Below are 25,482 nucleotides of genomic sequence, written 5' to 3'. Positions count from 1 at the left end.
ACGGTCACCTCGGTGCTGTCGCGCCGCCGCCAAGCGCGCCAGCGGGGGCGGTGTGGCGGGCGAGGTCACGAGCGGACCTCTCGTCGACGGACGAGCACGAGCGCCACTGCGCCGAGCACCGAGGCGACGACCAGCAGCCACCAGGCTCCCGACCAGACGACGTGTTCCGCCGGGACGCCGGGCGTGTGGGTGAACGGGCTCACCTGCCGCGCCCAGTTCGGCACCCGGAGCAGGCCTCCGAATTGCCCGAGGAGCAGTGCAGCACCGAGGGTGCCCCAGCCCGCCCAGGACACCGCGCGCGGCAGTACTGCTCCGATCACCGCGACGACGGCCACGAGCACGAGCGCAGCCGGCAGCTGGACCAGTGCAGCGGCCACGGTGGACCAGAACCGACTGGGATCGGATCCGGTGATTAGGAAGGCCAGCCCGCCGACCAGACCCGTGGCGAACGCGACGACGAGCGCTCCGACTGCCCCCACCGCAAGCCACTCGGCGAGGTGTCGGACCCGTCCGACCCGTGTTGCCAGCAGCAGCTCGGCGCGTCCCGTGCGGTCGTCCTCGGCGGCGCGGAGGACGCTGCCGATGCCCGCGGCTGCGGCGAGGACTGATGAGATGCCCACGACTGCGGCGACGAACTCGTCGAGCAGCGCACCGCGACCGCCTGGCACGAGGGTCCCGAGCAGCCGGACGACCGACGGGTCCCCGCGTACCGCGTCGATCGCCGTGGTGCCGAGGGCGCCAGCGAGCAGCCCCGTCAGCGCACCCCCGACCGCCCACGCCGCGATCGTGCCGCGGTGGAGACGGAACGCCAAGCCGAGCGACGAGTGCAGTCGCCCGGTCGCTCGGCCAGGCCGCTCCGGCAGCAGGGCCGCGCCGAGGTCGCGCCGCGCGTTCGACCCCATCGCGACGACCAGACCCGTGACCGCCACGACGAGGCAGAGGAGGAGCGGGCGTGGGTCCTGCCGCGTGTAGGGGAACACGTGCTGTGCCCAACCGATCGGGCTGAGCCAGCTCGGCCACGCGCTCGTCACGGTGAGGCCGTCGGTGCTCCTGCTGCCCAGGGCGTCACCGACCACGCGGAGCAGGTACGTCCCGGCAACGACCGAGATGCCGAGGGTGTTCGCACCGCGGGCGGTCGGTGCGACCTGCGCGGTCACCAGCGCCACCCCGGCGTACGACAGGCCCACCGCGGCCGTCGCGGCGCCGGTCAGGGCAGAGCCTCCTGCGTCCAGCCCGCCAGCGGTCAGGGCGGCGGCGACGAGCACGCTGACCGCGACGTTCGCGACGAGGGCGGCCGTGGCAGCGGCGACCACCGGCGACCAGCGAGGGACCGGGGTGGAGCGCACGAGCTCCGCGCGCCCGGTCTCCTCGTCGGTTCGGGTGTGTCGGGTCACGAGGAACACGGACATCAGGCCTGTGGTGAGTCCGAGGTACGTGAAGACCTCGAAGAACGCGTAGGCGCCCTCGCCGGTGCCGTCGGGCACACCGCGGAGCGCGAGCAGGCTCGGAGACGCCGTGATGACCTCGACCAGGGACCGGCGCTCGGTGACCGTGCCGTACGCCTGCGGCACCGCCGCTGCCGTCGCGCCGGCGAGGAGCGCTGCGACGACCGCCCAGACCGGGATCCTGACCCGCTCGCGACGGAGCGCGGTCCCGATGACGCTCACCGTGCCTCCCGGCCGTAGTGGCGGAGGAACAGCTCCTCGAGGGACGGGGGCTCGATCGTGAGGGCGTCCACGCGGTGGCCGTCAAGCGCGGCGACGACCGCGGCGACCGCCGCGGGCTCGGCACCGAAGCGGAGCGTGTCGCCGTCGCGGACGAGGTCGTGCACGCCGTCGAGCGCGGCGATGCGGTCGGCTGGAGTGTGGGTCCGGACCGACACCGCGCTGCGCGTCAGGTGCCGCATCTCGGCGATCGTCCCCGTCTCGACGACGCGTCCGGCGCGCACGATCGTGACGCGGTCGCAGAGTGCCTCGACCTCGGCGAGCAGGTGGCTCGACAGCAGGACGGTCGCGCCGTCGGCTCGCACGCGGCGGACCTCGTCCCGGAACACCTCCTCCATCAACGGGTCGAGACCGCTGGTCGGTTCGTCGAGGACGTAGAGCCGCGCCGGTCGGGCGAACGCCGCGATGAGCGCGACCTTCTGCCGGTTGCCCTTCGAGTACGAGCGAGCGCGCTTCCGCGTGTCGAGGTCGAAATCCCGCACCAAGCGGTCCCGGAGTGCCCGGTCGGCGCCGCCCCGAAGGGCGGTGAGGAGGTCGATCGTCTCGCCACCCGAGAGCTCAGGCCAGAGGGCGACGTCGCCCGGTACCGATGCCAGGTCGGCGTGCACTGCCACCGCGTCCCGCCAGGGGTCACGCCCGAGGACGCGCACATCACCTCGCTGAGCGCGGATGAGGCCGAGGAGCACCCGCAGTGTGGTCGACTTGCCGGCGCCGTTCGGGCCGAGGAACCCGTGCACCTCGCCCTCGCTGACCCGCAGGTCGAGCCCGTCGAGGGCCCGGGTCCGGCCGAAGGTCTTCACGAGCGCCCTGACGACGACGATGTCATCCATGAGCGGACGATACGCCTGTTGATGAAGGCGCTGGACCGATGGACCACAGCGCAGGCCCGCTCACCAGAGATGCGGAGCGATCGACGAGGATCGGTTCGCCGTCCATGGTGCTCTCCTGCCCGTCGGGGCGCGTACTTGCCCGGTGCACGGTCACGTTAATCCGCGTTCGACCGGCCGTTGCGGGTCGAACGTCCCGCCGGACGAGACCGTCAGGGCGAAGGACCCTGGTGCAGTTGCGATGCGAACGCTGAGGTGGGGCGACGGGTCAGCATCAGGGCTGGCAACGCTGAGCGCTGGCTGTGTCGATGGCCCGCTCCCGGACGGAAGACGGAGCCAGCCATGGACAGGAACACCGCAGGGACTCTGACGGTGCCGGGTCACTTCGCCGGCCAGACCGTCATCGTCACCGGCGCAGGAGCCGGGATCGGTCGAGGGACGACCGAACGACTGATCGCTGAAGGCGCACTGGTCATCGGTGTCGACGTACTCCCGAAACGACTGGACCGGCTCGTCGTCGCGGCTCAGTCCGATCGGTTGATCACCGTCGCCGGGGACGTCGCTGATCGACGGGTGATCGACCAGGTCGTCGCTGCCGCAGAGGGCAGGATCGACGGGCTCGCCAACGTCGCTGGGATCACGGACGGGTTCGTCCCGACCGCTGAGCTCGAGGACGAGGTCTGGGAGCGTGTCATCGCTGTCAACTTGACCGCGGTGATGCGACTCACGCGGGCCGTCCTGCCGACGATGATCCGGGCAGGCAAGGGGACCATCGTGATGGTGTCGTCCGAAGCCGGCTTGCGGGGCTCTGCGGCCGGGACCGCGTACACGACGTCGAAGCACGCGGTGAACGGCTTCATGCGGAGCACGGCGTTCTTCTACGCACCCGCGGGTGTCCGGTGCAATGCCGTCGCACCGGGAGCCGTCGCGACGAGCATCGAGGCACCGTTCCGGTCGCTGTACGCCGGAGAGCGGCTCGGCCCGTACCTGCACGCGAACGTGCCTCCCATCGCCACGGCCGGACAGCTCGCTGCTGCGATCACGTGGTTGTTGAGCGACGACTCGGCGAACGTCACCGGAGCGGTGCTGCCGTCGGACGGCGGCTGGTGCACGATCTGACCAGGACGGAGCGGTGTGCGGTGGCATCGACAGCGAGGCGAGGATCCTGTTCGGCTCGTGCCTCGAATTCGGGGTCGCGATCAGCCAAGGAATGAGTGATCGTCGAGCAATGACGTCGGAGCAACCTCGAGGCGAGCAGGTCGGGACGGCCCGTCAGATCGCCGTAGGGCTGAACGGCACTCGGACCATGATTGACCGTCAGGTGTTCGAGGACCTCTTCGAGAACTCTGTCGTCAGTGGCCGCGCCCCTTACCGGCAAGCGCTCGATCGTGCCGAGATCACGTTCGGTGACCTCGTCGAGCTGTCGCGGAAGGCAGACATCCCGTACCCGCTGTTCTTCGCTCCCCACGACCACGTCCGTGCGCAGATCGCGACCAAGACGGCCAAGCTCCTCCAGGGTGTGAGCAAGGAGACGTTCGCGCTCAACTCTCGGACGACGATCGATGTGAAGGACGTCGAGCTCATCATCAAGGACCTGATCCGGAAGCAGATGCTGCTCCGGAAGCACGACCCTGGGCTCGAAGACAACCGGATCGTGGGCCTGCTCAAGAGCCCGCGAGGGACGGCGGCGGAAGACGCTCGAGTGCTGCTCGACGCTCTCGGGCTCGAACGCGACATCCTCGCCCAGGCGCGGACGAAGAAGCGCGCGCTCGAGATCATGACCGAGCGACTGGAAGCGCGGCAAGTCCTCGTCTCGCTCAGCGTTCGCGGGTTCATGCCGCAGCTCATCGAGGTGAAGTTCAGCGGGCTGACCGTGAAGGACAAGAAGGTCCCGTACATCTTCCTCGCACGCGGGGACCACGGGGACGACCAGGAGCCCGAGGGGCGGCAGCTCTTCACATTGACGTTGCTCGCCGTTCTCGTCGCACGGGGCATCTTCGCCCCTGTGACGTACGACGGCCGGAGTCCCGCCGTCGGGCCCGGCCGGGAGTACGACATCGTCGGCGAGATCCTCATGCCGGAGGCTGCCGTCCGCGCACTCGACCTGCAGACGCTCGAGGACGTGAAGATTGGGTCGGATCGATTCAAGGTGACCCCGAGCGCCCTGGTCGTCCGAGCACAGCGATTGCGTCTCATGACCCCGGCGACTGCCAGTGCCCACCTCAATGCCCTCGGTCGAGAATTTGCCGCCCGGCCGCCCAGTCGGGCACAGCAGCCCAAACCAGTGAACGGTATCCGTACCTACAACGGCAGGGAGTTCTCGGCCCGTATGGTCAGGGCGCTGGACGCCGGGCGGGTCTCGCCGGGCGATTTCTGCCGGACCGTGTGCGCGAACAAGATCAAGCCACACCAGATTCGCGACTTCCGAGAATCCCTCGGATGATGGGGCACCGGTACCTTCTCGACAACAACGTCCTCTCGCGTCTCACGGCGGAAGAGCGGTCAAGGTCGTTCATCCGCGAGAACTGTCGTATCCCCTCGGAGGTGTTGCACGAAGCTCGGTTCCTCCAGGACGCAGCGGCCCTCGCTGCGCTCGAGTACGGAACGACCGCACGGGTGTTGCGTCAGCTCCAGCGGGTCATGGAACGTGTTCCTGTCGACGATGTCCGTCTGGTCAACCTGTACAGCGGCAAGGGCAACGCAGATCCGATGCTCGTGGCGTGCGCTCTGGACGCCGTCCAAGGAGAGAACGAGGGCCTGTTCGGCGACGAATGGGCGATCGTCTCGAACGACGACGCAGTTCTCGCGATGGCGCGCCTCTTCGGTATCACCGTGCTCACGAGCGGCGAACTCGACCTGCTTCTCCGCGACCGCCGGCACGCGACTCGTTGCGACTGACGGCGCTTCGGCGCAACCGAAGGTTCCCGCGCCCCCTTCAGTCAAGAACTGTTCGGCGGGCCGCGCGTTGCGTCCTGAATCGTCCGCGCGTCGCGCCGATACCCTCGGCGTCAGTCGACGCGACGGACAACAGTTCGCGCTGGACGGCATGCAATGCCTGCACCACCGGGTCGGCCTCATCCGCATCGTGCAGGAGCGGCGCGAGTTCCACCGCCAGCCGCCGCGCGTCTTCGTGCATCTGCAGGAAAGGCGAGGGCAGTTGCGCGGTCGCCTCAGGGTCGAGGCTCACGACCACTGCGATGAAAGACTCGATGGAAGCGACTCCCGATTGCGCGCCGGCTCGGAGAAGCACCAGGGCTCGTTCCAGCGTCAGCTGGGCTGCGGTCATGGCCGGACGAGACTCCGCCTCTGTGGCGATACGTTCGACGCGACGTGAGCGGCGGATCGCTTCGAGCGCGAGTTCCTCGTGGCCGCCGTTCTCCGAGAGCAGCAGCAGCACGAGTCGTTCGACAGCACGGCAGGCTTGCTTCAGGATGACCCGTCGACGAGCGGCTTCTTCTGCGTGCACGGTTCGGAGTATGCGCGGAATGCGCTGCGGCCCGTGCTGGCGTGCCTTAGGCAAGCCTTCTGCGGCTGGTCGCAGAGCGGACTGGGTATCCCGCATCGGTGGCGGAGCGCGATCGGAGCGTGACCGTTCCGCAAGCCCGCACACGGCAGCAGTTGACGCCCGAAATGCGGAAGTAGCAGCGCAGGAACTTCTCGTGGAAAAGGTGACGCAACTGATCGTTCGGGCAGTTCTACGTCGGCCCAGAATCGCCCACCAGGACACGTCAGGGGCGCGCACCCCGTCCCTCGCATCCGCGGCAGCACAGCACCTCGCCGGACTCGCTCATATGCCCACACGACCGGTCTCGCGCCGGCTGAGTCGTCGGATGAGTGCCATTTTCTTGCTCGCGATGCTGTCCGTGTCCGTGTCCGTGTCCGTGTCCCGCGTGCCGTGTCCCGCATCCAATGTCCCGTGTCTGCTGCCTCGAGTCCCAAGACAACCTGGCCGGCTCGAGCCAGTCACTTGACTGTTGTCCCGTCCCGCCAGTCGCGCCGACGGAGGCGCGATCCGTCAGCTCGCTGGCGATCAGGGTCGCGACACTGTCAGTGCCCGGCAGCTCCGAAACTCCCTCGGCGACAGGACACGCTGCCCAGCACGTCCGGCCGTTCGCGCGGCGCGCATGTGCCTCGTTCTCCTGCGGCCGTCACGCGTGGCGGCGCTGCCAGTCAGGCGTGTGCGGGCTGTCGTCTTCGATGACGATGCACCGCGACCGCGGGCTCGATCCAAGAGCTCTGTCCCCCCTCACGGCGTGCAAGCCGTTCGCCCGGCGACGTCACGAGGCGTCGGACGCGAGTGCGACCAAGCCGACGATCGAGCCGCGTACGCAGAGCCGCCGTCGCGCTGCCAGCGAGAGGGCGACGGCGGTTGCCGTGCGCAGAACGACCGGCACGGTCCTCGTAGGTGCGGTGGACGCAGAGGGGGCGGAGCGGAGTCCCGCCGCGGTTGACGTGCTCGCGGCGCCCGATCGGAACGTTCGATCTCCCGTAGGAACACCTCTGAGGAAAGCTGGTTGCCTGGGCTCATGACCACACCTGAGCCCCATCCCGGCGAAGCCCACACCGGTGACCTCGCCGCGCGGTTGAACTGGTTGCGCGCCGGCGTACTGGGCGCGAACGACGGCATCATCTCGACGGCTTCGATCGTCGTCGGCGTCGCCGGCGCCTCCACCTCGGTCCCCGCGATCGCGACCGCCGGTGTCGCCGCGCTGGTCGGCGGCGCCATCTCGATGGCGCTGGGGGAGTACGTATCAGTCAGCAGTCAGAAGGACAGCCAGCGCTCGCTCATCGAGAAGGAGCGCCGCGAGCTCGAGGACGACCCCGTCGCCGAACTCGAGGAACTCACGCAGCTGTGGGAGGCACGTGGTCTGCAGCGCGCCACTGCCGAGGCGGTCGCCGGTGAGTTGACGGAGCGCGACGCTCTCGCGGCGCACCTGACGACGGAACTCGGGATCGACGAGGACGAAGTGGTCAGCCCCCGGCACGCGGCGTTCGCCTCGGCGGCGGCATTCTCGATCGGCGCGGTCCTGCCCCTGGTGGCGATCCTCGTGCCGCCCGGATCGGTCAGGGTGCCGGTCACGTTCGTCGTCGTGCTCCTCGCGCTCGCGCTGACCGGTGCGCTCGGTGCGAGGATCGGCGGCGGGTCCGTGCTACGGGCCACGTTCCGAGTGGTCGTCGGCGGTGCGATCGCCCTGGCGGCGACGTTCGTCATCGGGTCCATCCTCGGTACGAGCGGCGTGGTGTGAGCCGGCGAGCATGCGACCGTGACCGGGGTGACGTCCCACCGTGACGGTGGATCGAGGCGAACACGAACGGTGCGACGACGAGCGCGGCGAGCATCGGCAGCCAGTACTCGACGGCGCGCCATCCGAGGACGCCGAGCAGCGCGACGGACGTCGGGACCCCCGCGACGTGGAGCGTGGTCACCGCGGTTCCCTCGACCAGCCCGAGCGCTCCGGGTGTGATCGGAACGGTGGCGAGGACGTTCGCAAGGCCGTAGGCCAGGACGATGACCGGCCACGGGGCTCGGGCGCCCGCTGCGACCAGCATGAGCCCGAACGCGACGAGATCGGCGGCCCAGTTGCAACCCACCCAGGCGAGCAGAGCCGTGAGCGTCCGCACCGATCGGAGACGCCCCATCCCCATGGCCAGTCCGTCGACGTAGCCGACAATGGTGGCTTCGGTTGGGTGCCCGACGGATCGCCGGACTGGGGCCGTCAACCGCACGGCACACTCTCTGACGCGATCAGGCCGGCGTGCAATTGCTGTGCCGCCGAGTCCTGCGGTGACGGCGAGCAACAGGACCACGCCGACCAGGACTGCGACTCCCGGCGAGGGACCGCCGCGCCAGGCGGTCGTCGCCACCCCGCTGAGGAACACCGCGCCGAGCATGATGTTGGACACGACCACTCCGGTCGTGGCCGCTGAGGCGGCGACCGGGACCGGGACGTCGAACCGTCGCAGGAGCGAGATGCGCAGCCCCGCGGAGGTTGCCGCTCCACCGGGCAGAACACTGCGGACCCCCTGCGCGACGAGGTCGACCTCAAGGACATGCCGGAAGGTCGGCGCGCCGGGGCCCAGGGTTGCTCGAGTGGCACGAGACGCGGCCGTCAGGGACACCGCCTCAGCCAGGACTGCCACACCAGCGAAGATCGAGGCGCTCGGCGGTAGGTCGCGGAGGACGAGCCGTGCCTCCTCGGCGTGCGGGGCAGCGATGACCACCGCCGCGGCGACCAGGAAAGGCGTGCTGAACGCGAGGATCCAGCGCAGTCGTGACGGACGGGAGGCGCGGTGCGGACCCGCTCCGCGCCTCCCGTCGACCCGCCCGTCGCGACCGTGAAGGCTTGTCATGGTGCGGCTTGGTCGAAGAGCCGGCCGGTGACGCTGGTCGGCTCGAGCACGACGGTCGCGTGCTTCGGCGTGGCGAGCATCGAGCGGATCCGTTGCGCTGTGACGTGTCGGGTGTCGGGGATGTGCGCGGTCCCTTTCGCGACGACGCTCCAGGCGGTCCAGCCGTCGTGTTCGTCCACTTCCATGAGGATCTCGCGACCGTGGCGGACGGCGTCGAGGATGACGTTGCTCGACGTCGCGAAGACCAACTGTCGTGTCTCGGCGACGTAGTTCACCGGGATGACCTCCAGCGACTCCTCGGTGCGGAAGGCGACGCGAGCGATCCGCGTGCGGTGCAGTCGTTCCCAACACTGGTCGGCGTCGAGCCGGACGACGAGTTCGTCCAGAGGGCTCGCGTCGGGTCGCTTCGTTCCCTGAGCCTGCGGATCCTTCGCCTCGTCCGATTGTTCGGTGGCCGCTGCGTCCATGGCTTTGCCTCCTGGTGTGCGGGACAGGAGCGAACGTGATCGCTCCGATTTCTACCCGGTCAGACCAGCATGCGTCGCACCGTTGCTCGTGCGCAGGGCCGGAAGTCCCACGGCGCGCGTGGGTTCATCGAGTCCGACCGAACCGGGCTGCGAACCGGCGGACGTGGTGCGTGGCGCGGTGTGCACCGGGATCATTCCGGAACACGTAGCGGAACGCGAACGCCTTGAGACCTTCGACGAGGAGCAGATAGATGACGGCGATCGCGGCGACGATCGCGAGCAGGGACCCGGGCACCGGTGCGAAGTCAACGAGCGTGCCGACCGGGCTCAGCGGCAGCGCGACTCCGAGGGCTGCCGAACCGAGGGCCCCGAGGGTGAGCCACCGGCCTGGCCTACTGCGCCAGGACGGCACCCGGTTCGTCCGCACGACGAACACGACCAACGACTGGGTCAGGAGTGACTCAACGAACCAGACCGTCCGGAACTCCGTCGGGCCGGCGTGCACCACGCCGAGGAGGACTGCGAACGTGACGAAGTCGAACAGTGAGCTCACGGGTCCGAAGACGAGCATGAATCGGCGGACCGCCCCGACGTCCCAACGCGCGGGAGCCGTGAGTCGTTCGGGATCCACTCGGTCAGACGGGATTGCCAGCTGCCCGAGGTCGTAGATCAGGTTGTTCAGGAGGACCTGCGCGGGCAGCAGCGGGAGGAACGGCAGGAAGCTCGCGGCGACGGCTGCGCTCAACATGTTGCCGATGTTCGACGAGGTGCCCATCATCACGTATTTGAGGGTGTTGGCGAACACGCGGCGGCCGGTGCGGACGGCGGTCGCGACCGCGTCGAGGCGTTTGTCGAGCAGGACGACGTCGGCCGCGTCCCGGGCGACGTCGGTCGCCGACAGCACAGAGATCCCGACGTCCGCAGCGTGCAGCGCGAGCGCGTCGTTCACACCGTCACCGAGGAAGGCGACCGTCTTCCCGGCGTCGCGGAGAGCGCGGACGATCACCGCTTTGTCCGCCGGGCGGACCCGGGCGACGACACCGGCCTCGAGAACCCGGGCAGCGAGTGCCCCAGGGGACTCGGGCCCGGCAGCACCAAGCTGGCTCCCGAGCAGCGGGGCACCCACGGGGATGCCGACGTCCCGTGCGAGACCGGCCGCGACCACGGGGTCGTCGCCGGTGACGACGACGACCTGCACGCCGAGTTCGTGCAGTGCGCCGATGGCGTCCGCGACACCCGGGCGAGGTGGGTCCTCGAAGACGAGGAAGCCCTCGAGCGCGAACGGGGCACCGATCCGGAGCGGGTCCGCGGTCGTCGTGGACCCCGGGACGGTCGCAGTGGCGACGGCGAGCACGCGGCGCCCGGCGGTGAGCAACCGGTGCAGGGTGTCGTGACTGGCGGGGTCGACGTCGGTGCACTGCGTCAACACGACGTCCGGAGCCCCCTTGACGACCAGACGACGGCGATGGTCGGGTCCCTGGACCAGCGCCGACGATGTCATCCGCTCGTGGTCGAACGGACGGGTCGCGAGCACGACCGGTGTCTCACCGGGGGGAGCGATCGCCGCCGACGCGTCGAGGATCTCGCGGTCGAGGGCGTCGGCGACGGAACCAGCCGTACCTCCCTCCGGGGCGTCCACCGGGACGGTGGCCCGGGCCGTGCCGAGGAGGGTTGGGGACGGTCGGCCGGAGGGATCCAACGCCTCGTGGAAGCGGAGCCCTCCGGATGTGAGCGTGCCGGTCTTGTCGGTGACGAGGACGTCGACGCCGCCCAGGTCCTCGACGCAGACCAGACGCTTCACGAGGACGTCCGACCGTTTGAGGAGACGGGCCCCCGCAGCGAGTGCCGTACTCACGACCGCGGGGAGCAGCTGGGGCGTCACACCGACGGCGATTGCGAGTGCGAACAGGACGGTGGTGAGCAGCGGCCGGGAGAACGCGATCCCGGTCACGACGATGAGGGCCATCAGCGTGACCGCCACCCAGACGAGCAGCAGCGAGAACCGCGCGAGGCCTGCCTGAAACGCCGTCTCCGGCTCGTGCGACCGCAGACCGGCGGCGATGCCGCCGAACTCGGTCGCCGCACCGGTAGCGGTCACCCGGGCGTCACCGGAGCCGGAGACGACGACCGCGCCCTGCAACACCGGGTCGCCGGTGCTCCGGTCCACCGGTCGTGACTCACCCGTGAGGACGCTCTCGTCGAGCTGCAGGTCCTGCGCGCGGGCCAGGACGGCGTCAGCGGGCACGACGCTGCCGACCCCCAGCCGGACCACGTCGCCGACCACGACGTCCCGCACGTCGATCGTCGTCCAGTGGCCGTCGCGGAGCGTGCGCGCGGTGTGTCGCAGTCGGTCGGCCATCGCCGATGACACCACGGCGGAGCGGTACTCGTTGACCGCGCCGAGTCCGACACTGGTGAGCAGGATCACGGCAATCACGACAGCGTCCTGTACCTGCCCGAGCACCGCCGACACGACCGCGGTGCCGAGCAGGAGGAGGAGCACGACGTTGCGGAACTGCCCGCCGATCGTGCGGACGAGGCTTGGCGCCGACGTGCCCACGGTGTTCGGCCCGTCTTGGGCGAGTCGCGCGCTCGCCTCGGCGGTCGTCAGGCCGTCGCCGGCGGCTGTGGTCGGTGCCACCGCGACCGAGGCCGTCATGCTCGGCTCGGGTCAGGCGAGCGCAGCGGTGCGATGCACACCGGCGTCGGTGACCGTGTGATGAGCTCGTGTGCGGCCGAGCCGAAGAAGCGGCCGCCCAGCATCGAGGTGTGGTGTCGTCCGAGCACGACGATCGAGGCGTTCTCGGCGTATCTGCGGAGGACGTCGGCCGGGTCTCCCTCCTCGACTACGGGGCGGTGCTGCAGTCCGGGGAACCGGGTGTGGAGGAGGCGTTCGGCGTCGTTCAGGATCTCCCGTGCGCGCGCTTCGACGAGTTCGGGGTCGTCGAGGATGCTCACCGTCGTGACGCGGGCCAGGTCGGCGACGTTCCACGCGCGCACCAGGCTGAGCCGTCGGTGCTCACGGACGGCCTGCGCGCCGGCGAAGCGGAGTGCGGTGTCGCCGTTGGCATCGTCGACTCCGAGGACGACGTCTCCGTGGGTCGGCCGCCAGTCCTCCGGGACGATGACGGTTGGACCGTTGGCGAGCGTGGGCACGCGCTCGGGCATCCACCCGTCGAGGGCCGTCCGGACACGGTGCTGGCGCCGGTTGCCGATGACGAGCAGGTCGGCGGTCGATGCAGCGTCCGCGAGCATCCGGTCCGGCGCCCCTGCCAGTCGGAACGTCGCGATGTCCACCCGCGGGTGCGCCGCGCTCAGGCGCTCTGCGGCGCGGGCGAGCCTCCGGTCGAGGGCGGGTCCGTCACCGCCCCACCCGTTGGCGACGGTGACGAGCTCCACCCGGCTCCCGGGTACGACCCGCCGAACGGCGACCCAGTCGACCGCCCGGTCGCTGGCCTCGTGCTCGTCGACACCGACAACGATCCGTTCGGTGCCGACGACGTTGCCGCCACGCATCACCGCACCTCGGCGTGCTGGTGGTCCGGACGGTGCTCGGACTCTCCGCCCGTGCCGCTGTGCACCGGTTCGGGCACGATGCAGACCGGCACGTGCCCGTCATGCATCAGTCGTTCTCCGACCGACCCTGTGAGGAACCCTCCGAGCGCAGTACGGTGCCGACGCCCGACCACGACCAGCGACGCGCCACGGGACGACCGGAGGATCACGTCGCGGGCCTGCCCTTCGACGGCTTCGCCGGTGACGTGCAGACCGGGATGCGCGGCGCCGACCGCCCGGAGCGCGGCCCGAAGTTCGATGTCGGCCTCCTGCGACCAGAGGTCACGGTCCTCCTGAAGGTAGACCGCAGCATAGGCATCGACCGCGCTCGGGACCGCCCAGGCGCGCACCAGGGAGAGCTCGCGACGGCCGCGAGCGGCCCGGTCAGCGGCCCAGGACAGTGCGGCGGACGCGGACCGTCCGTCGATACCGACGACGACCGGACCTTCGGAGCGCTCCCAGCGTTCCGGGACCACCACGACCGGGGTGACGGCATGCGCAACAACGCGTTCGGCGACGCGTCCTCTGACGGCAGCGACGAACGTGTGGACCTGGTTGCCACCGATCACGAGCACGTCACCGCGCGCGGCGTCGGACACGAGTCGGTCTGCGGTCGGGCCTCCGGTTACGTCGTGCGTGACAGAGAGTCCGACATGTGCCGAGCGCAAGCGCTGCTCGGCTGCCGAGAGCCGTTCCTCGGAGCGTGCCAGGGCTTCGCCGTAGAACTCGCTCACGGTGACCAGCCGCACGCTGTCCGTCGCAGGGTCGACGGCGTCCGCGATCCAGTCCACAGTCCTCCAAGCAGCAGTCGTGTCGTCGATGGCGACGGTGTAGGCGGTCATGATCACTCCCTTCGCAGTGGACGGCGATTGCGCCCACCAGCGGCTTCAGCCGCATCCGATCCCCGCACGCTAGGTGCGGACGGACGACGTCGGCAGGGCAGAAGGTCCCGCCGACTAGCGCTCCCTTCCAGCGCCGAGCAAGGACCTCCGACTCTGTCCTTCCGACGGACGGCCCGCGACACTGCCGCCATGATGACCAGACACCGCACCCAGCACCCCACCCGCCGCCATGTCCCGGGCTCAGCGCTCGCTCTCAGCATCGTCGTCGCCTTAACAGCCGTCACCGGAGGCGCTGCCGCGGCCGTCACGACGACCCAGGACGACCCGTCCAAGATCGGCGCGACGGAGCGCGTCACCGGCCCGCAATTCCTCGGCGGCACCGACGTCGAGGTCGCGGGAAACGTTGATGGGGACGTCTACGCTGCCGGTCAGAACGTGACCGTCAGCGGGCGGGTCACCGGGGACGTCATCGCGGCCGCACAGACCGTAACCGTCACCGGCGAGGTGGACGGAGACGTCCGGCTCGTAGCCCAGACGGCCGTCGTCACCGGAACGATCCGCCGAAGCGCCACCATTGCGGCGTCGGCCGTCAGCGTCGCGCAGTCAGGAACCGTCGGGAAGGACCTCGTCGCCGCGGCGAACACGATCTCGGTCGCGGGCGACCTCGGCCGCGACGCGCGACTCAGCGTGGACCGGCTGACGGTCGCCGGGACGATCGGCGGGGACGTCGTCTACGTCAGCGACCACACCGCGCACCTGCGTGCCGATCACGTCGACGGGTCGGTGCAGCACGTCCGTCCGAACCGGACCACGGATCGCCCCACCGCCGGCGAAGCGTTCGCGTCCTGGCTGATCAGCCTGCTGTACGCACTCATCGCCCTGGGCCTGGTCACGGTGGCCGCCGGGCTCCTCGTTCCCCGGCAGCTCGATCGGGTGACCGACCGGCTCCGAGCGGCACCCTGGAAGGCCGCATTGGTCGGCTTCGTCGCAGCAGTCGCCGCTCCGCCCGCCCTGCTCTTCCTGCTCGTGACGGTCATCGGCGCACCTCTGGCCCTGGCAGGGCTGTTGGTCCTGCTCGTCCTGACCCTCGCGGCGTTCCCGTACGGCGCGTTCATGATCGGACGCCTGATCCTCCGCGATCGACGCGGGCCGGTCGTCACGGCCCTCCTGGGCGGAGCGGTCCTCGTCGTGGCGCTGCACATCCCCGTGCTCGGGGTCCTCATCGCCACGGCGACGATCGTGCTCGGGCTCGGTGCCCAACTGCTCTACATCGCCGACGCCCGTCCGTGGGACCGAGCCGGACGGAGGACGGATGTGCTCCACGGCGAACCGACTGCAGTGACGCCCGGAGGCGCCGGCACCTCCTGACCCGGACGAGCAGAGGGGACCGGTGCTCCCGCACACAGGCGCCCTCTGCTCGTGTGACGGAGGGCCGCGGTTCGGGAGTCACGGCGTCGAACCGATGGCCGGACCGTTCGGTGCTGTGATCAGGGTGCAGGTCGCGGCCCCCGTCGCAGGCCACGGGGTCGCTGGACGCCCTGCGAGACCGTGGAACGTGCTGCATCGCAGGTCCTGGCCGATCCGCCCCTCGTCGGGTCGGCGGCTCGACGGAAAGGGGCGACGGCGAGCGGGCGGCGCACGGTCATCGCTGCCGTCGGGTGGTCAGCAGACCGAGTCCGATGAGGACGAGTCCGATCTCGCCGAGCCCGACGGCGAAGTACACCGCTTGGAGGGCGCTCCAGGGGATCATCACGGTCTCCACGAAGATCCAGACCAGCAGCGCGAGCGAGGCGAGCGTGAGGGCCAGCATCGTCCACCGTGACCGGATGACCGCGAGTGCTGCCGCCAGGATCTGCGTCCCGCCGACGACGACCGCGAGCAACGACCCGGGGATCACGAAGGAGCGGAACACCGTCCCGGCGAGGAGGTCGACCGGCGGCATGAACACCGCATCGGCAGGGCCGAAGACCATGAGCGCGCCGCCCGCGACGGCGGTCAGCCCGACGATGCCGGCGAGCGTGATGACGCCCCACCGGAACGTGGCGGAGCCCGGAAGCATCCCGGTCCGGCGCGTGCCGTCGAGCGTGTTGTGCGAGGCCATCATCGGTCGCTTCGGTTCGGTGCGGACGACGCGCTGCGCGAAGGCACACGCGCACCGGGACCGTCCCCGGGGTGAGGAGGCGCCGGTCGGTGGATGTCGGACGGGAGCGCCACGTGGGGGCCGACGACGGCGATCGGGACGTGCGCCCGGTGCATGAGGGCCTCGCCAATGCTGCCGGTGAGTAGCCCGCCGAGTGCGGTGCGGTGGCGTCGTCCGGTGACGATCATCGAGGCGGCGGTCGATTCGCGGAGCAGGACGCCTTCGACGGAACCCCGTCGGACGCGCCCCAGGGTGGGGAGGGCCGGGTACCTGGCTTCGACTGCATGGAGGGCGGCTTCGATCTCGAGGTTGGCCTTGCGCTCCCACGTCGGGAGGTCGTCCTCGTAGTAGGCGATGCCGTAGGGGGTGCGGACGAAGGGTGCCTGCCACGCTCGGGTGAGCACGAGGTCCAGGTGGCGACCGGATGCCACCGTGGCTGCGTACACGAGCGCGGTGCCGGCGCTTCGGGAGTCGACGCCGACGACGACCGCTCCGTCGTGGTGCGCCCGGGATTCGGGTACGACGACGACGGGTGTCAGGGCACGAGCGACGGCACGCTCGGCGACGCGTCCCTGGAGGCTCGCGACGAACCGGTGCCGCTGCCGTCCGCCGATCACGAGCACGTCACCGGCTGCCCCTTCGCTGACGAGTCCGTGCACGGTCCACCCACCGACGACCTCGGTGGTTATCTGTAGCCCGGGGCGCTGTTCCCGGAGGGTCGTCCTCGCTTCGAGCAGGCGGGCTTCAGCGAGGGAGGGAAGCTCGCCGAAGAGCTCGGCGACCGTGACGAGGCGGACGGAGTCGGAACGTGGGTCGGCGACTTCTCCGATCCACTGGACGGCTTCGCGCGCAGCGTCGGAGGCGTCGACGGCGACGGTGTACCGGGTCATGATGCGCTCCTCACGTCCGCTCGGCTGGCTCGCCGGCGTGCGGAAGAGCGTAGGCGGGCCCGCACACCCGTCGAAGGGTCCAAGGTCCCCCCGGACGGGAAGGGACTTTCTTCCCTTGCCGGTCCGAGACGCAGCACCGAGGGTCGTCGAGGCGGGCGAGTGCCGTCCGCGGAGCGTCGGAGGTTCCATGTCGTGGTCGTCAGAGGGCGCGTTCGTCCGGACGAGACTGGTCGTCGCTTCCGTCATCGGGGTCGCCGGCCTCGTCCTGACGCTGGGGGGTTCGGGATTCGTCGTGCCGTGGCTGTTCTCGTCGACGGCTGTGCTCGTCGCGGGCATCGAAGCCGTGTCGATGGTGCGGTCGATGGTGCGGGGGCGACTCGGTCTCGACCTGCTCGCGGTGACGGCGATCGTCGCGACCGTCGCGGTCGGTGAGTGGCTCGCGGCGTTCGTGATCGTGCTGATGCTCATCGGGGGTGAGGCGCTGGAGGACTTCGCTCGTCGGCGGGCGACCCGGCAGCTGTCGACGCTGTTGTCCGACGTCCCGCGGACCGCGCACCGCAGCCGCGGCAGCATCGTCGAGGACGTCGATGTCGACGAAGTGGCAGTCGGTGACGTCCTGGTCGTGCGACCGTCCGAGGTCGTACCCGTCGATGCGGCACTCGTGTCGGACCGCGCCACGTTCGACCTCTCCAGGATCACGGGCGAGAGCGTGCCCGTCGGCGTTGTGGCGACGGGGACGGTCTCGAGTGGCGCGGTGAACGGTCCCGCGGCGGTGATCATCAGGGCCCTGCGGCCCGCGGCGGCGAGCGAGTACCAGCGGATCGTCCAGCTGGTCGCCGGTGCCATGGAGTCGAGGCCGCAGACGGTGCGGCTCGCCGACCGCTACGCCCCGTGGTTCACGGTCTTGGCCATCGCGCTGGGCGGGCTGGGGTGGTGGGCCAGCGGGGACCCCCGTCGGTTCGCCGAAGTCCTGGTCCTCGCGACGCCGTGCCCGATGCTGATCGCGGCACCGGTGGCGTTCCTGGGCGGCATCGGTCGTGCTGCGAAGGCGGACGTCGTCCTGAAAGACGCATCGGTGATCGAACGGCTTTCGTCCGTCCGGACGGTCGTGTTCGACAAGACGGGGACGTTGACCCTCGGGCGCCCGACGCTCGAACGGGTCGTCACGGTCGCGGGCGGCCCGGGGCGGGAGGAGCTGCTCCGCCTGGCCGCGAGCGCGGAGCAGTACTCGTCTCACACCCTCGCTTCGTCCATCGTCGAGACGGCGAAGGCGGAGGGGATCTCGCTGGCGCGAGTAACGTCGGCGGTTGAGTCGGAAGCGGACGGGGTGACGGCTCAGGTCGAGGGGCGGGATGTGGCGGTGGGCACCCTGGGGTTCGCTCGTCGACGTGCTGCGCAGACCCAGCCTGCCGTCGTCCTGGGCGGCCGAGTGGTGTCGTACGTCGTCGTCGACGGCGCGTCTGCCGGTTGCCTCGTGCTTCGCGACCCGGTCCGCCCAGAGGCCCGGGAGACCATCGCGTCGCTGAGAGCGCTCGGGGTGCGGGACGTGTCGATACTCACCGGCGATGCGGCCACCACGGCTGGAGCGGTCGCGGACGAGGTCCGGGTCCCGGTCCTCCGGGCGGAGTGCCGACCCAGCGACAAGGTGGATGCGGTCCGAGCGATCGTGGAGCGTCCAGTCCTGATGGTCGGCGACGGCGTCAACGACGCTCCGGTCCTGGCCGTTGCGGACGTGGGCGTCGCGATGGGCGCGCGAGGAGCCACCGCGGCGAGCGAGACCGCTGACGCCGTCGTGCTCGTCGAGGACGTCGGACGGGTGGTCGACGCCGTCCGCATCGGTCGTGAGACCGTCCGGATCGCCCGACAGAGCCTCTGGGTCGGGATGGGCGCTTCGCTGGGCCTCATGCTCGTCGCGCTGACCGGTGTCGTCCCCGCCGTGGTCGGCGCCGTCTTGCAGGAACTCGTCGACGTCGTGACGATCGTCGCTGCGCTCCGGGCGGCGCAGCCCGGGGCACGCTCCGACGCGACCGTCCGTCGGGTCAGGCGGTCGGTTCCGGCACGGTGACGAGCGGGGTCTTCGACCGCTGCATCGTCTGGCGCCCGACGGACCCGAACAATTCCCCGCCGATCGTGGTCCGGTGCCGTCGGCCGATTACGATCAGCGACGCTTCGACGGCGGCCTTCGTGAGGGCCTCACCCGCATCGCCTTCCCAGAGCGCGGCGCGCGTCGGGACCGTCGGTTCGAGGTCGGCGGCGGCGCGTGACGCGGCGTCGAGCACGAGACGAGCGGACTCCGCGTCTGCTCCCGAGGGGTCCGCGAGGATCGCCAGCGGATGTGCGGCCACCGGGGCGGTCGCCTTCCACGCGTGCACGAGCTGCACGGAGCGGCCGGTGCGACGTGCTTCGTGCAGCCCGAACGCGAGGGCGCGGCCCCCGGTCGCAGCGTCGATACCGATGACGACGGGACCCGTGCCGAACGTCCAGTCGTCCGGGACGACGACGGTCGGTACCGTCGCCTTGGTGGCGATCCGCTCCGGGGTGGACCCGGTCGCAGCGGAACGGATTCGTCGGGTGCGGTGCGCACCGATGACCAGGAGGTCCTCCGATGCGGCTGCCCGCACGAGCGCGTCCGCCGCGGGGCCCCGATGGACCGCGGTGGTGACCGTCGCCCCGGGCGCGGTGGTGCGGACGAACCCTGCGGCCTCGGCGAGCCGCGCGCGGACAGCCGCGGCGTCGGCGTCAGTGGACTCCATCACGTGCACGATCTCGACGTTCGTGGCGCCGTCGGCGGCGCGGTTCGCCGCCCAACGGAGCGCGGTCCAGCTGGCCTGGGCGTCGTCGACGCCGACGACGATGTGCTCGACTGACATGACGTTCTCCTTCGTCCTGGTGTCGCGTCGGACCATCACGACGCGGTGCGTCCGGACGCTACCCGTGCGGAACGGCCAGCCGCAGTGTCGAAGGTCCCGGATCCTTCGGCCGGGTCGGAAGTCCCTGGTGCGTGCGGCGCGTCCGGACTGGGATGGCCTGAGCCGGGGCCACCGGCGATGAAACGACGGGAGTGGACATGGACGACGCGGCAACGACCTCGAGAGCGCGCTTCGACGGGCGGACGGTGATCGTGACCGGAGCGGGTGCCGGCATCGGCAGGGCGACGACGGAACGGCTCATCGCGGAAGGGAGCCGGGTCGTGGCGGTCGACCTCCTGGAGGATCGGCTCGCGGCACTCGTCGGCGACGTGGCTTCTGAACGTCTCGTCACCGTCGTCGGCGACCTCGCCGACCGTCGGACGATTGACCGCGTGCTCGCCGAGGCCGGCGAGCACATCGACGGCCTCGCGAACGTGGCGGGGATCATGGATGGCTTCCTCCCGACCGCCGAACTCGACGACGACGTCTGGGACCGCGTCCTCACCGTGAACCTCACCGCCGTGATGCGGCTCACGCGCGCGGTCCTCCCCAAGATGATCACGGCACGGACCGGCAGCATCGTGAACGTGTCATCCGAAGCCGGCCTCCGGGGCTCCGCGGCCGGAACCGCGTACACGACGTCGAAGCACGCCGTGAACGGGTTCACGCTCAGCACGGCGTTCTTCTACGCACCCGCCGGTGTCCGCTGCAACGCGGTCGCACCCGGGGCGGTCGCGACCAGTATCGAAGCACCCTTCCGGTCGCACTACGCGGGCGAGCGGCTCGGACCGTACATGCAGACGAACGTCCCACCGATCGCGACCGCCGGGCAGCTCGCCGCCGCGATCACCTGGCTCCTCAGCGACGACTCCGCGAACGTCACCGGAGTCGTCCTTCCCTCCGACGGCGGCTGGTCCGCCATCTGACCGGAATCTCGATCGCATGGCGGGACGGGAGGCGCGCTGCCAGCTGGCACCGCGTCTCCCGTTCCGTCACGTGGTCACTCGTCGACGACGATCCGGTCGTCGACCTCGGTGACGTGCGGCGAACGCCAGGCCGCGATCTCCGCCTGCCGTCGTTCCGCCCAGGTCCGGGCGTGGCCGGTGAGGGTGACGATCGTGCCGACGACCGCGACGTCGATGCGGTCGGCGTCGAGTTCGGCGTGACGGACGAACGCGTGACGGATCCGCTCTGCAGTGTCCGGCGCGCTCGGGCGCGGGGTCAACTCCACGCGGTCGAGGACGAACTGGACGGACGCGACCCGCTCGGCATCCCGGACGGCGGCGAGCCGTTGGAAGTGCCAGTGGGCCGAGCCGGTGAGGGTGACGATGCGATCCCGCACCTGCACGTCGATCGTGTCGGACGGAACAGACGCGTCGGCGTCGAGCGCGGCCCGGACGTCCGAGGCGATCTCGGCGTCGGTGCGGGCGCTCGGGCTTCGGACGTCGAGTTCCTCGGCGAGGCCGCGAACGCCCGCGACCCGCAGTGCCGCTTTGGCAGCCTGCACTCGCTCGGTGTGGTTGTCGACCTGGCCGGTGAGCGTCACGACGCCGTCCTCGACGGCGACGCCGATCGCGGCGACGTCGAGACCGGGGGTCCAGTCGAGTTCCTCTTCGACGTCGGCCTTCACGTCGGCGTCGGGACGGTGGTTCACGCTGTGTTCTGTCATGAACTCACCGTCCGGCCTTGGCCGGCCCTACGGGAGGGTCCAACGTCCCGTCGGTTCCCCGTCCGGCGCGCAGATCCAGCGGAAGACCTCGGCCCAGTTCAGCGGCGTTCGGACACTCGGAGGAGGCGCAGATGAACGTGCGTCACCACATCACGCCGTTTGTCGCGCTCTGTTCTGCCGCCTCGATCCCGCTCCGGAGCGCAGCTCAGTCGACCCGACGCGGTGGGAATCATCGGCCAGTTCGTCCCGGACCGTCGAGACGCCGGTCTGCGTCGTCCCGGACCGTTCGTCTTCGTTGGGAGGCACTTCGCGCCTGACGGATCCCATCGTGAGCGAGGAACGATGACACAGACGTACCACCGAACGGAAAACCCTGGCACAGGAGGACGGGCAGGCTGGGCGACCAGCACGGAGCGAGGCCCGGTGCAGCGTGCACCGAGCCTCGCCCTCGTCGCTCCAGATCGGCCCGCAAGTTCTCTGTCGGCTGCTCCTGCTCGGCGCCCGTCAGGTACGGACGGCGTCCGCCCGGCCTGCCCGGAGCGCGTCGGACGTGAACACGATCCCGCTGAGTTCCTGGACGTCGAAGCGCCAACGCTGCAGCGGTCCTCCGCGTCCAACCCGGACGACGAGCGGTTCGGCGTGGCCGACGACGATGACGCTCCAGCCACCCGTCGGATTTTGAGCACCCGTCTCGAACACGGCTCTCCCGCCCGAACCGAGCTCACCGAGAAGGGGCCCCTCGAGGACGAGGCACCCGCTTGCGGAGTCCACGACAACGGCCTCCGCCTGGGATACAGTGCCCCGGACGAGCCGGCCGCTCCGGACTCCTCCGATGAGCGACCAGCACTCGGACGCGCCGAGCGTCCGGTCGTCGTGGACCGCGAGGCCCGTGCTGATCACCGCGTTCCAGACGACGTGGACTCGTCCTCGGCGACGATCTGCTCTCGCTGGACGGGCGGCATGTCGAACACGATCCGGGCCGGTACCCGGCCGGCGAGGACGTCGGCCATCGCCTCGTTCACGTCGGCGAGGGGCCGGCGTACCGAGACGACACGGGTCCGCCCGGCGGCGTGCAGGGCGAAGACCTCGGCGAGGTCCTGCCGGGTCCCGACGATCGAGCCGATGATCGAGATGCCCTTGAGGACGGTGTCGAAGATCGGGATGCTCATCGTTCCGTCCGCCGGCAGCGCGACGCAGACGAGGCGCCCTCCCCGCTTCAGGGAGGCGAACGCCTGCTCGAACACGCTGGCGGACGCTGCGAGCACGACGGCGACGTCCGCGCCGCCGAGTTCCTGGATCTGAGCGGCCGCGTCGCCGGAGGACGCGTCGACGGCGCGGTCCGCGCCGAGGTCCCGGGCGAGCTGAAGCTTGGCCGGTTCGACGTCGACGCCGATGACCTGCGCACCGAACACCCGCGCGTACTGCACCGCGAGGTGCCCGAGACCGCCGACGCCGAAGACGGCGACGGTCTCGGACGGCGTGATCCCGGCGACCTTCAAGGCCTTGTACGTCGTGACGCCCGCGCACGTGAGGGGGGCTGCGTCCTCCGGGGTGACGCCAGCGGGCACCGGGACGACGTAGTCCGCGTCCGCGACGGCGAACTGCCCGAAGGCGCCGTCGATGGAGTAGCCGGTGTTCTGCTGCTGCTCGCAGAGGGTCTCGCGGCCTTCCACGCAGTAGCGGCAGTGGCCGCAGGCGTGTCCGAGCCAGGGGAGCGCGACGCGGTCCCCGATCCGTCGGTTCGTGACACCGTCACCGAGCTCCTCGATGATGCCGACGCCCTCGTGGCCGGGGACGAACGGTGGCGTCGGCTTGACCGGCCAGTCTCCGCGTGCGGCGTGGATGTCGGTGTGACAGAGGCCGGAGGCCTCGATCCGGACGAGGACCTGTCCGGCGCCGGGCGTGGGGAGCGGCCGGTCCTCGACGACGAGGGGCTGACCGAGCTGGTGGACGACTGCTGCCTTCATGGGATGACCTCTCCTCACGGGCGTGGCCGGGACCTGGTGTCCTGCGCCGATCGGCGCCCGTGGAGTCACCTTGTCGCGGGTGCTCGCCCCGAGGCAGGGTCAGAAGTCCCACGGACCGCGCTGCGTACGGCAGGACGCCCCGATGCGCCTGTGTGCAGCACCGGGGCGATCTGAAGCGAGGCGATCTGGTCGAGGATGTGCAGGTCGAACGGCGAGGACTCCGCGCAGCAGGACGGAGACAACCAGCTCACCCGGTCGTGCCCACCCGACACAAGCCGATCACCGAAGCGAACGCGGAGGACGTGCCCGGGCAGCAGTGCGGCCAGGGACCGAACGTAGGCCGCCGACGCTCGGTCCAAGCCGCCGACGAACCCCAGGGTCACCGTTTCCCCCACGATCAGCGCCGCGGCGACGGACACGACGGCGCGCTCGAGCGGGAACCCGGTGTCGACCACGACCTGCGCTGAGCGCAGTGCTCGTCGGCGAGGAACGGACGCCGTCCGGAGCAGGTCGGCCATCGCGATCAGGACGCGGTCGCAGCGAACGGCGGGGGAGTCGAGGACTGCCCCATCGGTCCGTTCGCACGGCGTTCGGCCGGCACCCCTGCCCGCCACCGCGAGGTGGCTGGTCTCGCTGAGGAGTCCCGCGCGTACGGCTGGTTCGAGCTCGCACCAGGCGCGGCGCGAGGCGGCCGCGGCTCCGGTCAGCGGTGGCTGAGTCGTCGCTCGAGCGTCCACGATCGCGCTCAGCGCTCGTGTGGGTGCAGTCGGTCGGCGGCGCGGAGCGTCGCACCGATGCTGAGCAACGTCTCGACGTCCAGTGGCTCCGTCGGACACAGCTCGATGGTCACGCTCGGAGGGTTCTCGGTCGGGTCCTCGACGGCGCGGTGACGGGGCGGTGTGGAAGCGGTCCGGTTCTTCATGACGACGACGGTTCCACAGCCCGCGAACGAGGGACAGGGACCAAGGTCCGTTCAGAACGGGGGTCACTCGCAGCGATCGTGGTGCGGTCATCGACGAAGTGCACTCCGCGGCTGCGTGCTGCGGCGGCGTGGACGCGTCGCCGTTCGTCGTCGTCGCCGAGTCGACCCGACAATCGGACGACGTGGTCCCTCGCGGAGATCGTCACGTCGGCGTGTGGCGCGGCGTCGCGGACAGCGCGCTCCACCCTGGTCTGGAGGACGGCGTCCGGGTCGGTCGGATCGCACTCGAGCGGCCGCACCACGATCCGGTTTCGCATCGGGAGCAATCCGGTGGCTTGTCCAGACGCTATCTCGTGGGCCGTCACCCGATCGGTGTACGACCCGACATCGCCGGTGAGGACGATCTGGTTGCCGCCGACGTCGACGGCCACATCGAGTGTCGACGCGTCCAAGGACCGCTCGGAGCGCCAGGAGCAGAGGATCCGGTCGCGGACTCCGAGGTCCATGACCGCGGGTTTTGTCGTGCTCGGGGGGATCGTTGTGCTCATGTGGAGAGGATCACGCCCTGACGCGACTGGCGGCAGGGCACAACGTCCTGCCACGCCCGCGTGGTGACCAGACCGGATGTGGCCGCGTCAGGCCGCCGACGGTTGCGCCGTCCGCCCCTCGATGTGTGCCCGCGAGACGCGCTTGCGGAAGATCCAGTAGGTCCAGGCCTGGTAGGCGAACACGAGCGGGACGAAGATCAGCGCCACCCAGCTCATCACCCCGAGCGTGTACGAGCCGCTGGACGCGTTGTACACGTTCAGGCTGTTCGCCGGGTCGTTCGTGGCGGGCATGACGTCCGGGAAAACCGCCGTGAACATCGCCAGGACGATCGCAGCGATCGTGGCGGCCATCAGCGTGAACGCCCGCCCCTCCTTGCCCCAGGCGTTGCAGAGCACCGCGAGGACGAGCGCGAGCGCGGCGACGACCGACAGGACGAGCGAGGTCGGGGTCGCCCGGACGAACGCCATCCACACCAGGAACGCGGCGCCGACGACGATCGTGAGGATGCCGGCGAGGGTGGCGAGCCGCTTGGCACGTTCGCGGATCTCGCCCTCGGTCTTCAGCGCGACGAACACCACCCCGTGCGTGAAGAACACCAGGAGGGTCGCGGCCCCGGCGAGCAGGGCGAACGGGTTGAGGAGGTCGAACAGCGTGCCCGTGTAGTTGTGCC

At 70.4% G+C, this 25,482-nt stretch carries 23 protein-coding genes; 7 read left to right on the top strand and 16 right to left on the bottom strand.

Annotation, left to right across the window (positions count from 1 at the left end; translation table 11 throughout):
* Positions 1–65: 65 nt before the first annotated feature.
* Complete coding sequence (locus FS825_RS11860; RefSeq protein WP_144713266.1) at positions 66–1,667, bottom strand: ABC transporter permease; 1,602 nt, start codon at positions 1,665–1,667, stop codon at positions 66–68.
* Positions 1,664–2,554: an ABC transporter ATP-binding protein gene (locus FS825_RS11855; RefSeq protein WP_144713264.1), complete on the bottom strand. Its 891-nt coding sequence runs from the start codon at positions 2,552–2,554 to the stop codon at positions 1,664–1,666. The genes FS825_RS11860 and FS825_RS11855 overlap by 4 nt, the downstream gene beginning before the upstream one ends.
* A 339-nt stretch (positions 2,555–2,893) precedes the next feature.
* Here FS825_RS11855 and FS825_RS11850 point away from each other — a divergent pair, with 339 nt between their 5' ends.
* Genes FS825_RS11850 through FS825_RS11840 form a run of 3 tightly spaced genes read left to right on the top strand, consistent with a single transcriptional unit; the run spans position 2,894 to position 5,449 of the window.
* Positions 2,894–3,670, top strand: a complete 777-nt coding sequence (locus tag FS825_RS11850) for an SDR family NAD(P)-dependent oxidoreductase (protein ID WP_144713262.1) — start codon at positions 2,894–2,896, stop codon at positions 3,668–3,670.
* 13 nt (positions 3,671–3,683) lie between these two features.
* On the top strand, positions 3,684–4,994 hold the full coding sequence (locus tag FS825_RS11845; protein ID WP_186377215.1) for a hypothetical protein: 1,311 nt from the start codon (positions 3,684–3,686) through the stop codon (positions 4,992–4,994).
* Complete coding sequence (locus tag FS825_RS11840) at positions 4,991–5,449, top strand: hypothetical protein (protein WP_144713258.1); 459 nt, start codon at positions 4,991–4,993, stop codon at positions 5,447–5,449. Before FS825_RS11845 ends, FS825_RS11840 begins: the two co-directional genes overlap by 4 nt.
* A gap of 37 nt (positions 5,450–5,486) precedes the next feature.
* Here FS825_RS11840 and FS825_RS11835 read toward each other — a convergent pair whose 3' ends face one another.
* Entirely contained in the window at positions 5,487–6,017 is a 531-nt protein-coding gene (locus tag FS825_RS11835) for a hypothetical protein (protein ID WP_144713257.1), read from the bottom strand.
* Between the two features lie 1,060 nt (positions 6,018–7,077).
* Here FS825_RS11835 and FS825_RS11830 point away from each other — a divergent pair.
* The gene (locus FS825_RS11830) at positions 7,078–7,797 is read left to right on the top strand and encodes a VIT1/CCC1 transporter family protein (RefSeq protein ID WP_144713255.1); all 720 of its coding nucleotides are present in this window, start codon (positions 7,078–7,080) and stop codon (positions 7,795–7,797) included.
* Here FS825_RS11830 and FS825_RS11825 read toward each other — a convergent pair.
* From FS825_RS11825 to FS825_RS11805, 5 genes are all read right to left on the bottom strand, one after another.
* Positions 7,760–8,902 (bottom strand): lysylphosphatidylglycerol synthase transmembrane domain-containing protein, encoded by a 1,143-nt coding sequence (locus FS825_RS11825; protein WP_144713253.1) that lies wholly within the window; start codon positions 8,900–8,902, stop codon positions 7,760–7,762. The genes FS825_RS11830 and FS825_RS11825 overlap by 38 nt on opposite strands.
* The gene (locus FS825_RS11820) at positions 8,899–9,369 is read right to left on the bottom strand and encodes a pyridoxamine 5'-phosphate oxidase family protein (protein ID WP_144713251.1); all 471 of its coding nucleotides are present in this window, start codon (positions 9,367–9,369) and stop codon (positions 8,899–8,901) included. The genes FS825_RS11825 and FS825_RS11820 overlap by 4 nt, the downstream gene beginning before the upstream one ends.
* Positions 9,370–9,493: 124 nt before the next feature.
* Entirely contained in the window at positions 9,494–12,028 is a 2,535-nt protein-coding gene (locus FS825_RS11815) for a cation-translocating P-type ATPase (RefSeq protein WP_144713249.1), read from the bottom strand.
* The gene (locus tag FS825_RS11810; RefSeq protein WP_144713247.1) at positions 12,025–12,885 is read right to left on the bottom strand and encodes a universal stress protein; all 861 of its coding nucleotides are present in this window, start codon (positions 12,883–12,885) and stop codon (positions 12,025–12,027) included. Before FS825_RS11810 ends, FS825_RS11815 begins: the two co-directional genes overlap by 4 nt.
* On the bottom strand, positions 12,885–13,766 hold the full coding sequence (locus FS825_RS11805) for a universal stress protein (protein WP_144713245.1): 882 nt from the start codon (positions 13,764–13,766) through the stop codon (positions 12,885–12,887). The genes FS825_RS11810 and FS825_RS11805 overlap by 1 nt, the downstream gene beginning before the upstream one ends.
* A gap of 189 nt (positions 13,767–13,955) precedes the next feature.
* Here FS825_RS11805 and FS825_RS11800 point away from each other — a divergent pair, with 189 nt between their 5' ends.
* Positions 13,956–15,134: a DUF8173 domain-containing protein gene (locus tag FS825_RS11800; protein ID WP_144713243.1), complete on the top strand. Its 1,179-nt coding sequence runs from the start codon at positions 13,956–13,958 to the stop codon at positions 15,132–15,134.
* A gap of 274 nt (positions 15,135–15,408) precedes the next feature.
* Here FS825_RS11800 and FS825_RS11795 read toward each other — a convergent pair whose 3' ends face one another.
* Positions 15,409–15,867 (bottom strand): hypothetical protein, encoded by a 459-nt coding sequence (locus FS825_RS11795; protein WP_260981146.1) that lies wholly within the window; start codon positions 15,865–15,867, stop codon positions 15,409–15,411.
* The gene (locus tag FS825_RS11790; protein WP_186377214.1) at positions 15,867–16,796 is read right to left on the bottom strand and encodes a universal stress protein; all 930 of its coding nucleotides are present in this window, start codon (positions 16,794–16,796) and stop codon (positions 15,867–15,869) included. The genes FS825_RS11795 and FS825_RS11790 overlap by 1 nt, the downstream gene beginning before the upstream one ends.
* A 187-nt stretch (positions 16,797–16,983) precedes the next feature.
* Here FS825_RS11790 and FS825_RS11785 point away from each other — a divergent pair, with 187 nt between their 5' ends.
* Positions 16,984–18,861: a heavy metal translocating P-type ATPase gene (locus FS825_RS11785; RefSeq protein ID WP_144713239.1), complete on the top strand. Its 1,878-nt coding sequence runs from the start codon at positions 16,984–16,986 to the stop codon at positions 18,859–18,861.
* Here the strand turns inward: FS825_RS11785 and FS825_RS11780 are convergent.
* Complete coding sequence (locus FS825_RS11780; protein WP_186377213.1) at positions 18,836–19,666, bottom strand: universal stress protein; 831 nt, start codon at positions 19,664–19,666, stop codon at positions 18,836–18,838. The genes FS825_RS11785 and FS825_RS11780 overlap by 26 nt on opposite strands.
* A 197-nt stretch (positions 19,667–19,863) precedes the next feature.
* Here FS825_RS11780 and FS825_RS11775 point away from each other — a divergent pair, with 197 nt between their 5' ends.
* Positions 19,864–20,631 (top strand): SDR family NAD(P)-dependent oxidoreductase, encoded by a 768-nt coding sequence (locus tag FS825_RS11775; RefSeq protein ID WP_144713235.1) that lies wholly within the window; start codon positions 19,864–19,866, stop codon positions 20,629–20,631.
* A gap of 74 nt (positions 20,632–20,705) precedes the next feature.
* Here the strand turns inward: FS825_RS11775 and FS825_RS11770 are convergent, their stop codons facing one another.
* The 5 genes from FS825_RS11770 to FS825_RS11750 form a co-directional block, all read right to left on the bottom strand.
* Positions 20,706–21,374, bottom strand: a complete 669-nt coding sequence (locus FS825_RS11770; protein ID WP_144713233.1) for a BON domain-containing protein — start codon at positions 21,372–21,374, stop codon at positions 20,706–20,708.
* Positions 21,375–21,878: 504 nt separating this feature from the next.
* Entirely contained in the window at positions 21,879–22,145 is a 267-nt protein-coding gene (locus tag FS825_RS11765; RefSeq protein WP_144713231.1) for a hypothetical protein, read from the bottom strand.
* A 125-nt stretch (positions 22,146–22,270) separates the two neighbouring features.
* Positions 22,271–23,341, bottom strand: coding sequence for an alcohol dehydrogenase AdhP (gene adhP, locus FS825_RS11760; RefSeq protein ID WP_144713229.1), 1,071 nt, complete (start codon positions 23,339–23,341; stop codon positions 22,271–22,273).
* Between the two features lie 918 nt (positions 23,342–24,259).
* Positions 24,260–24,811 carry a BON domain-containing protein gene (locus FS825_RS11755; RefSeq protein WP_144713227.1) on the bottom strand — a complete coding sequence of 184 codons (552 nt, stop codon included), beginning with the start codon at positions 24,809–24,811 and terminating at the stop codon, positions 24,260–24,262.
* Positions 24,812–24,898: 87 nt separating this feature from the next.
* A partial coding sequence (locus FS825_RS11750; protein WP_186377212.1) for a cytochrome d ubiquinol oxidase subunit II occupies positions 24,899–25,482 on the bottom strand: 584 nt, incomplete at its 5' end.

This window comes from Curtobacterium pusillum (assembly GCF_007680845.1).
In the GTDB taxonomy this organism is placed as follows: Bacteria; Actinomycetota; Actinomycetes; order Actinomycetales; family Microbacteriaceae; genus Curtobacterium; species Curtobacterium pusillum_B.
Note: the sequence above shows the minus strand (reverse complement) of the source record. Positions and strands in the feature narration are given on the sequence as shown.

Bases quoted from the DNA above. Each gene is read 5' to 3' on its own strand.
- FS825_RS11790 (WP_186377214.1), bottom strand. From the start codon at position 16,796: ATGACCCGGTACACCGTCGCCGTCGACGCCTCCGACGCTGCGCGCGAA.
- FS825_RS11755 (WP_144713227.1), bottom strand. From the start codon at position 24,811: ATGAGCACAACGATCCCCCCGAGCACGACAAAACCCGCGGTCATGGAC.
- FS825_RS11805 (WP_144713245.1), bottom strand. From the start codon at position 13,766: ATGACCGCCTACACCGTCGCCATCGACGACACGACTGCTGCTTGGAGG.
- FS825_RS11820 (WP_144713251.1), bottom strand. From the start codon at position 9,369: ATGGACGCAGCGGCCACCGAACAATCGGACGAGGCGAAGGATCCGCAG.
- FS825_RS11815 (WP_144713249.1), bottom strand. From the start codon at position 12,028: ATGACGGCCTCGGTCGCGGTGGCACCGACCACAGCCGCCGGCGACGGC.
- FS825_RS11775 (WP_144713235.1), top strand. From the start codon at position 19,864: ATGGACGACGCGGCAACGACCTCGAGAGCGCGCTTCGACGGGCGGACG.
- FS825_RS11855 (WP_144713264.1), bottom strand. From the start codon at position 2,554: ATGGATGACATCGTCGTCGTCAGGGCGCTCGTGAAGACCTTCGGCCGG.
- adhP (WP_144713229.1), bottom strand. From the start codon at position 23,341: ATGAAGGCAGCAGTCGTCCACCAGCTCGGTCAGCCCCTCGTCGTCGAG.
- FS825_RS11780 (WP_186377213.1), bottom strand. From the start codon at position 19,666: ATGTCAGTCGAGCACATCGTCGTCGGCGTCGACGACGCCCAGGCCAGC.
- FS825_RS11810 (WP_144713247.1), bottom strand. From the start codon at position 12,885: ATGCGTGGCGGCAACGTCGTCGGCACCGAACGGATCGTTGTCGGTGTC.
- FS825_RS11830 (WP_144713255.1), top strand. From the start codon at position 7,078: ATGACCACACCTGAGCCCCATCCCGGCGAAGCCCACACCGGTGACCTC.
- FS825_RS11785 (WP_144713239.1), top strand. From the start codon at position 16,984: ATGTCGTGGTCGTCAGAGGGCGCGTTCGTCCGGACGAGACTGGTCGTC.
- FS825_RS11825 (WP_144713253.1), bottom strand. From the start codon at position 8,902: ATGACAAGCCTTCACGGTCGCGACGGGCGGGTCGACGGGAGGCGCGGA.
- FS825_RS11850 (WP_144713262.1), top strand. From the start codon at position 2,894: ATGGACAGGAACACCGCAGGGACTCTGACGGTGCCGGGTCACTTCGCC.
- FS825_RS11795 (WP_260981146.1), bottom strand. From the start codon at position 15,867: ATGGCCTCGCACAACACGCTCGACGGCACGCGCCGGACCGGGATGCTT.
- FS825_RS11770 (WP_144713233.1), bottom strand. From the start codon at position 21,374: ATGACAGAACACAGCGTGAACCACCGTCCCGACGCCGACGTGAAGGCC.
- FS825_RS11800 (WP_144713243.1), top strand. From the start codon at position 13,956: ATGATGACCAGACACCGCACCCAGCACCCCACCCGCCGCCATGTCCCG.
- FS825_RS11840 (WP_144713258.1), top strand. From the start codon at position 4,991: ATGATGGGGCACCGGTACCTTCTCGACAACAACGTCCTCTCGCGTCTC.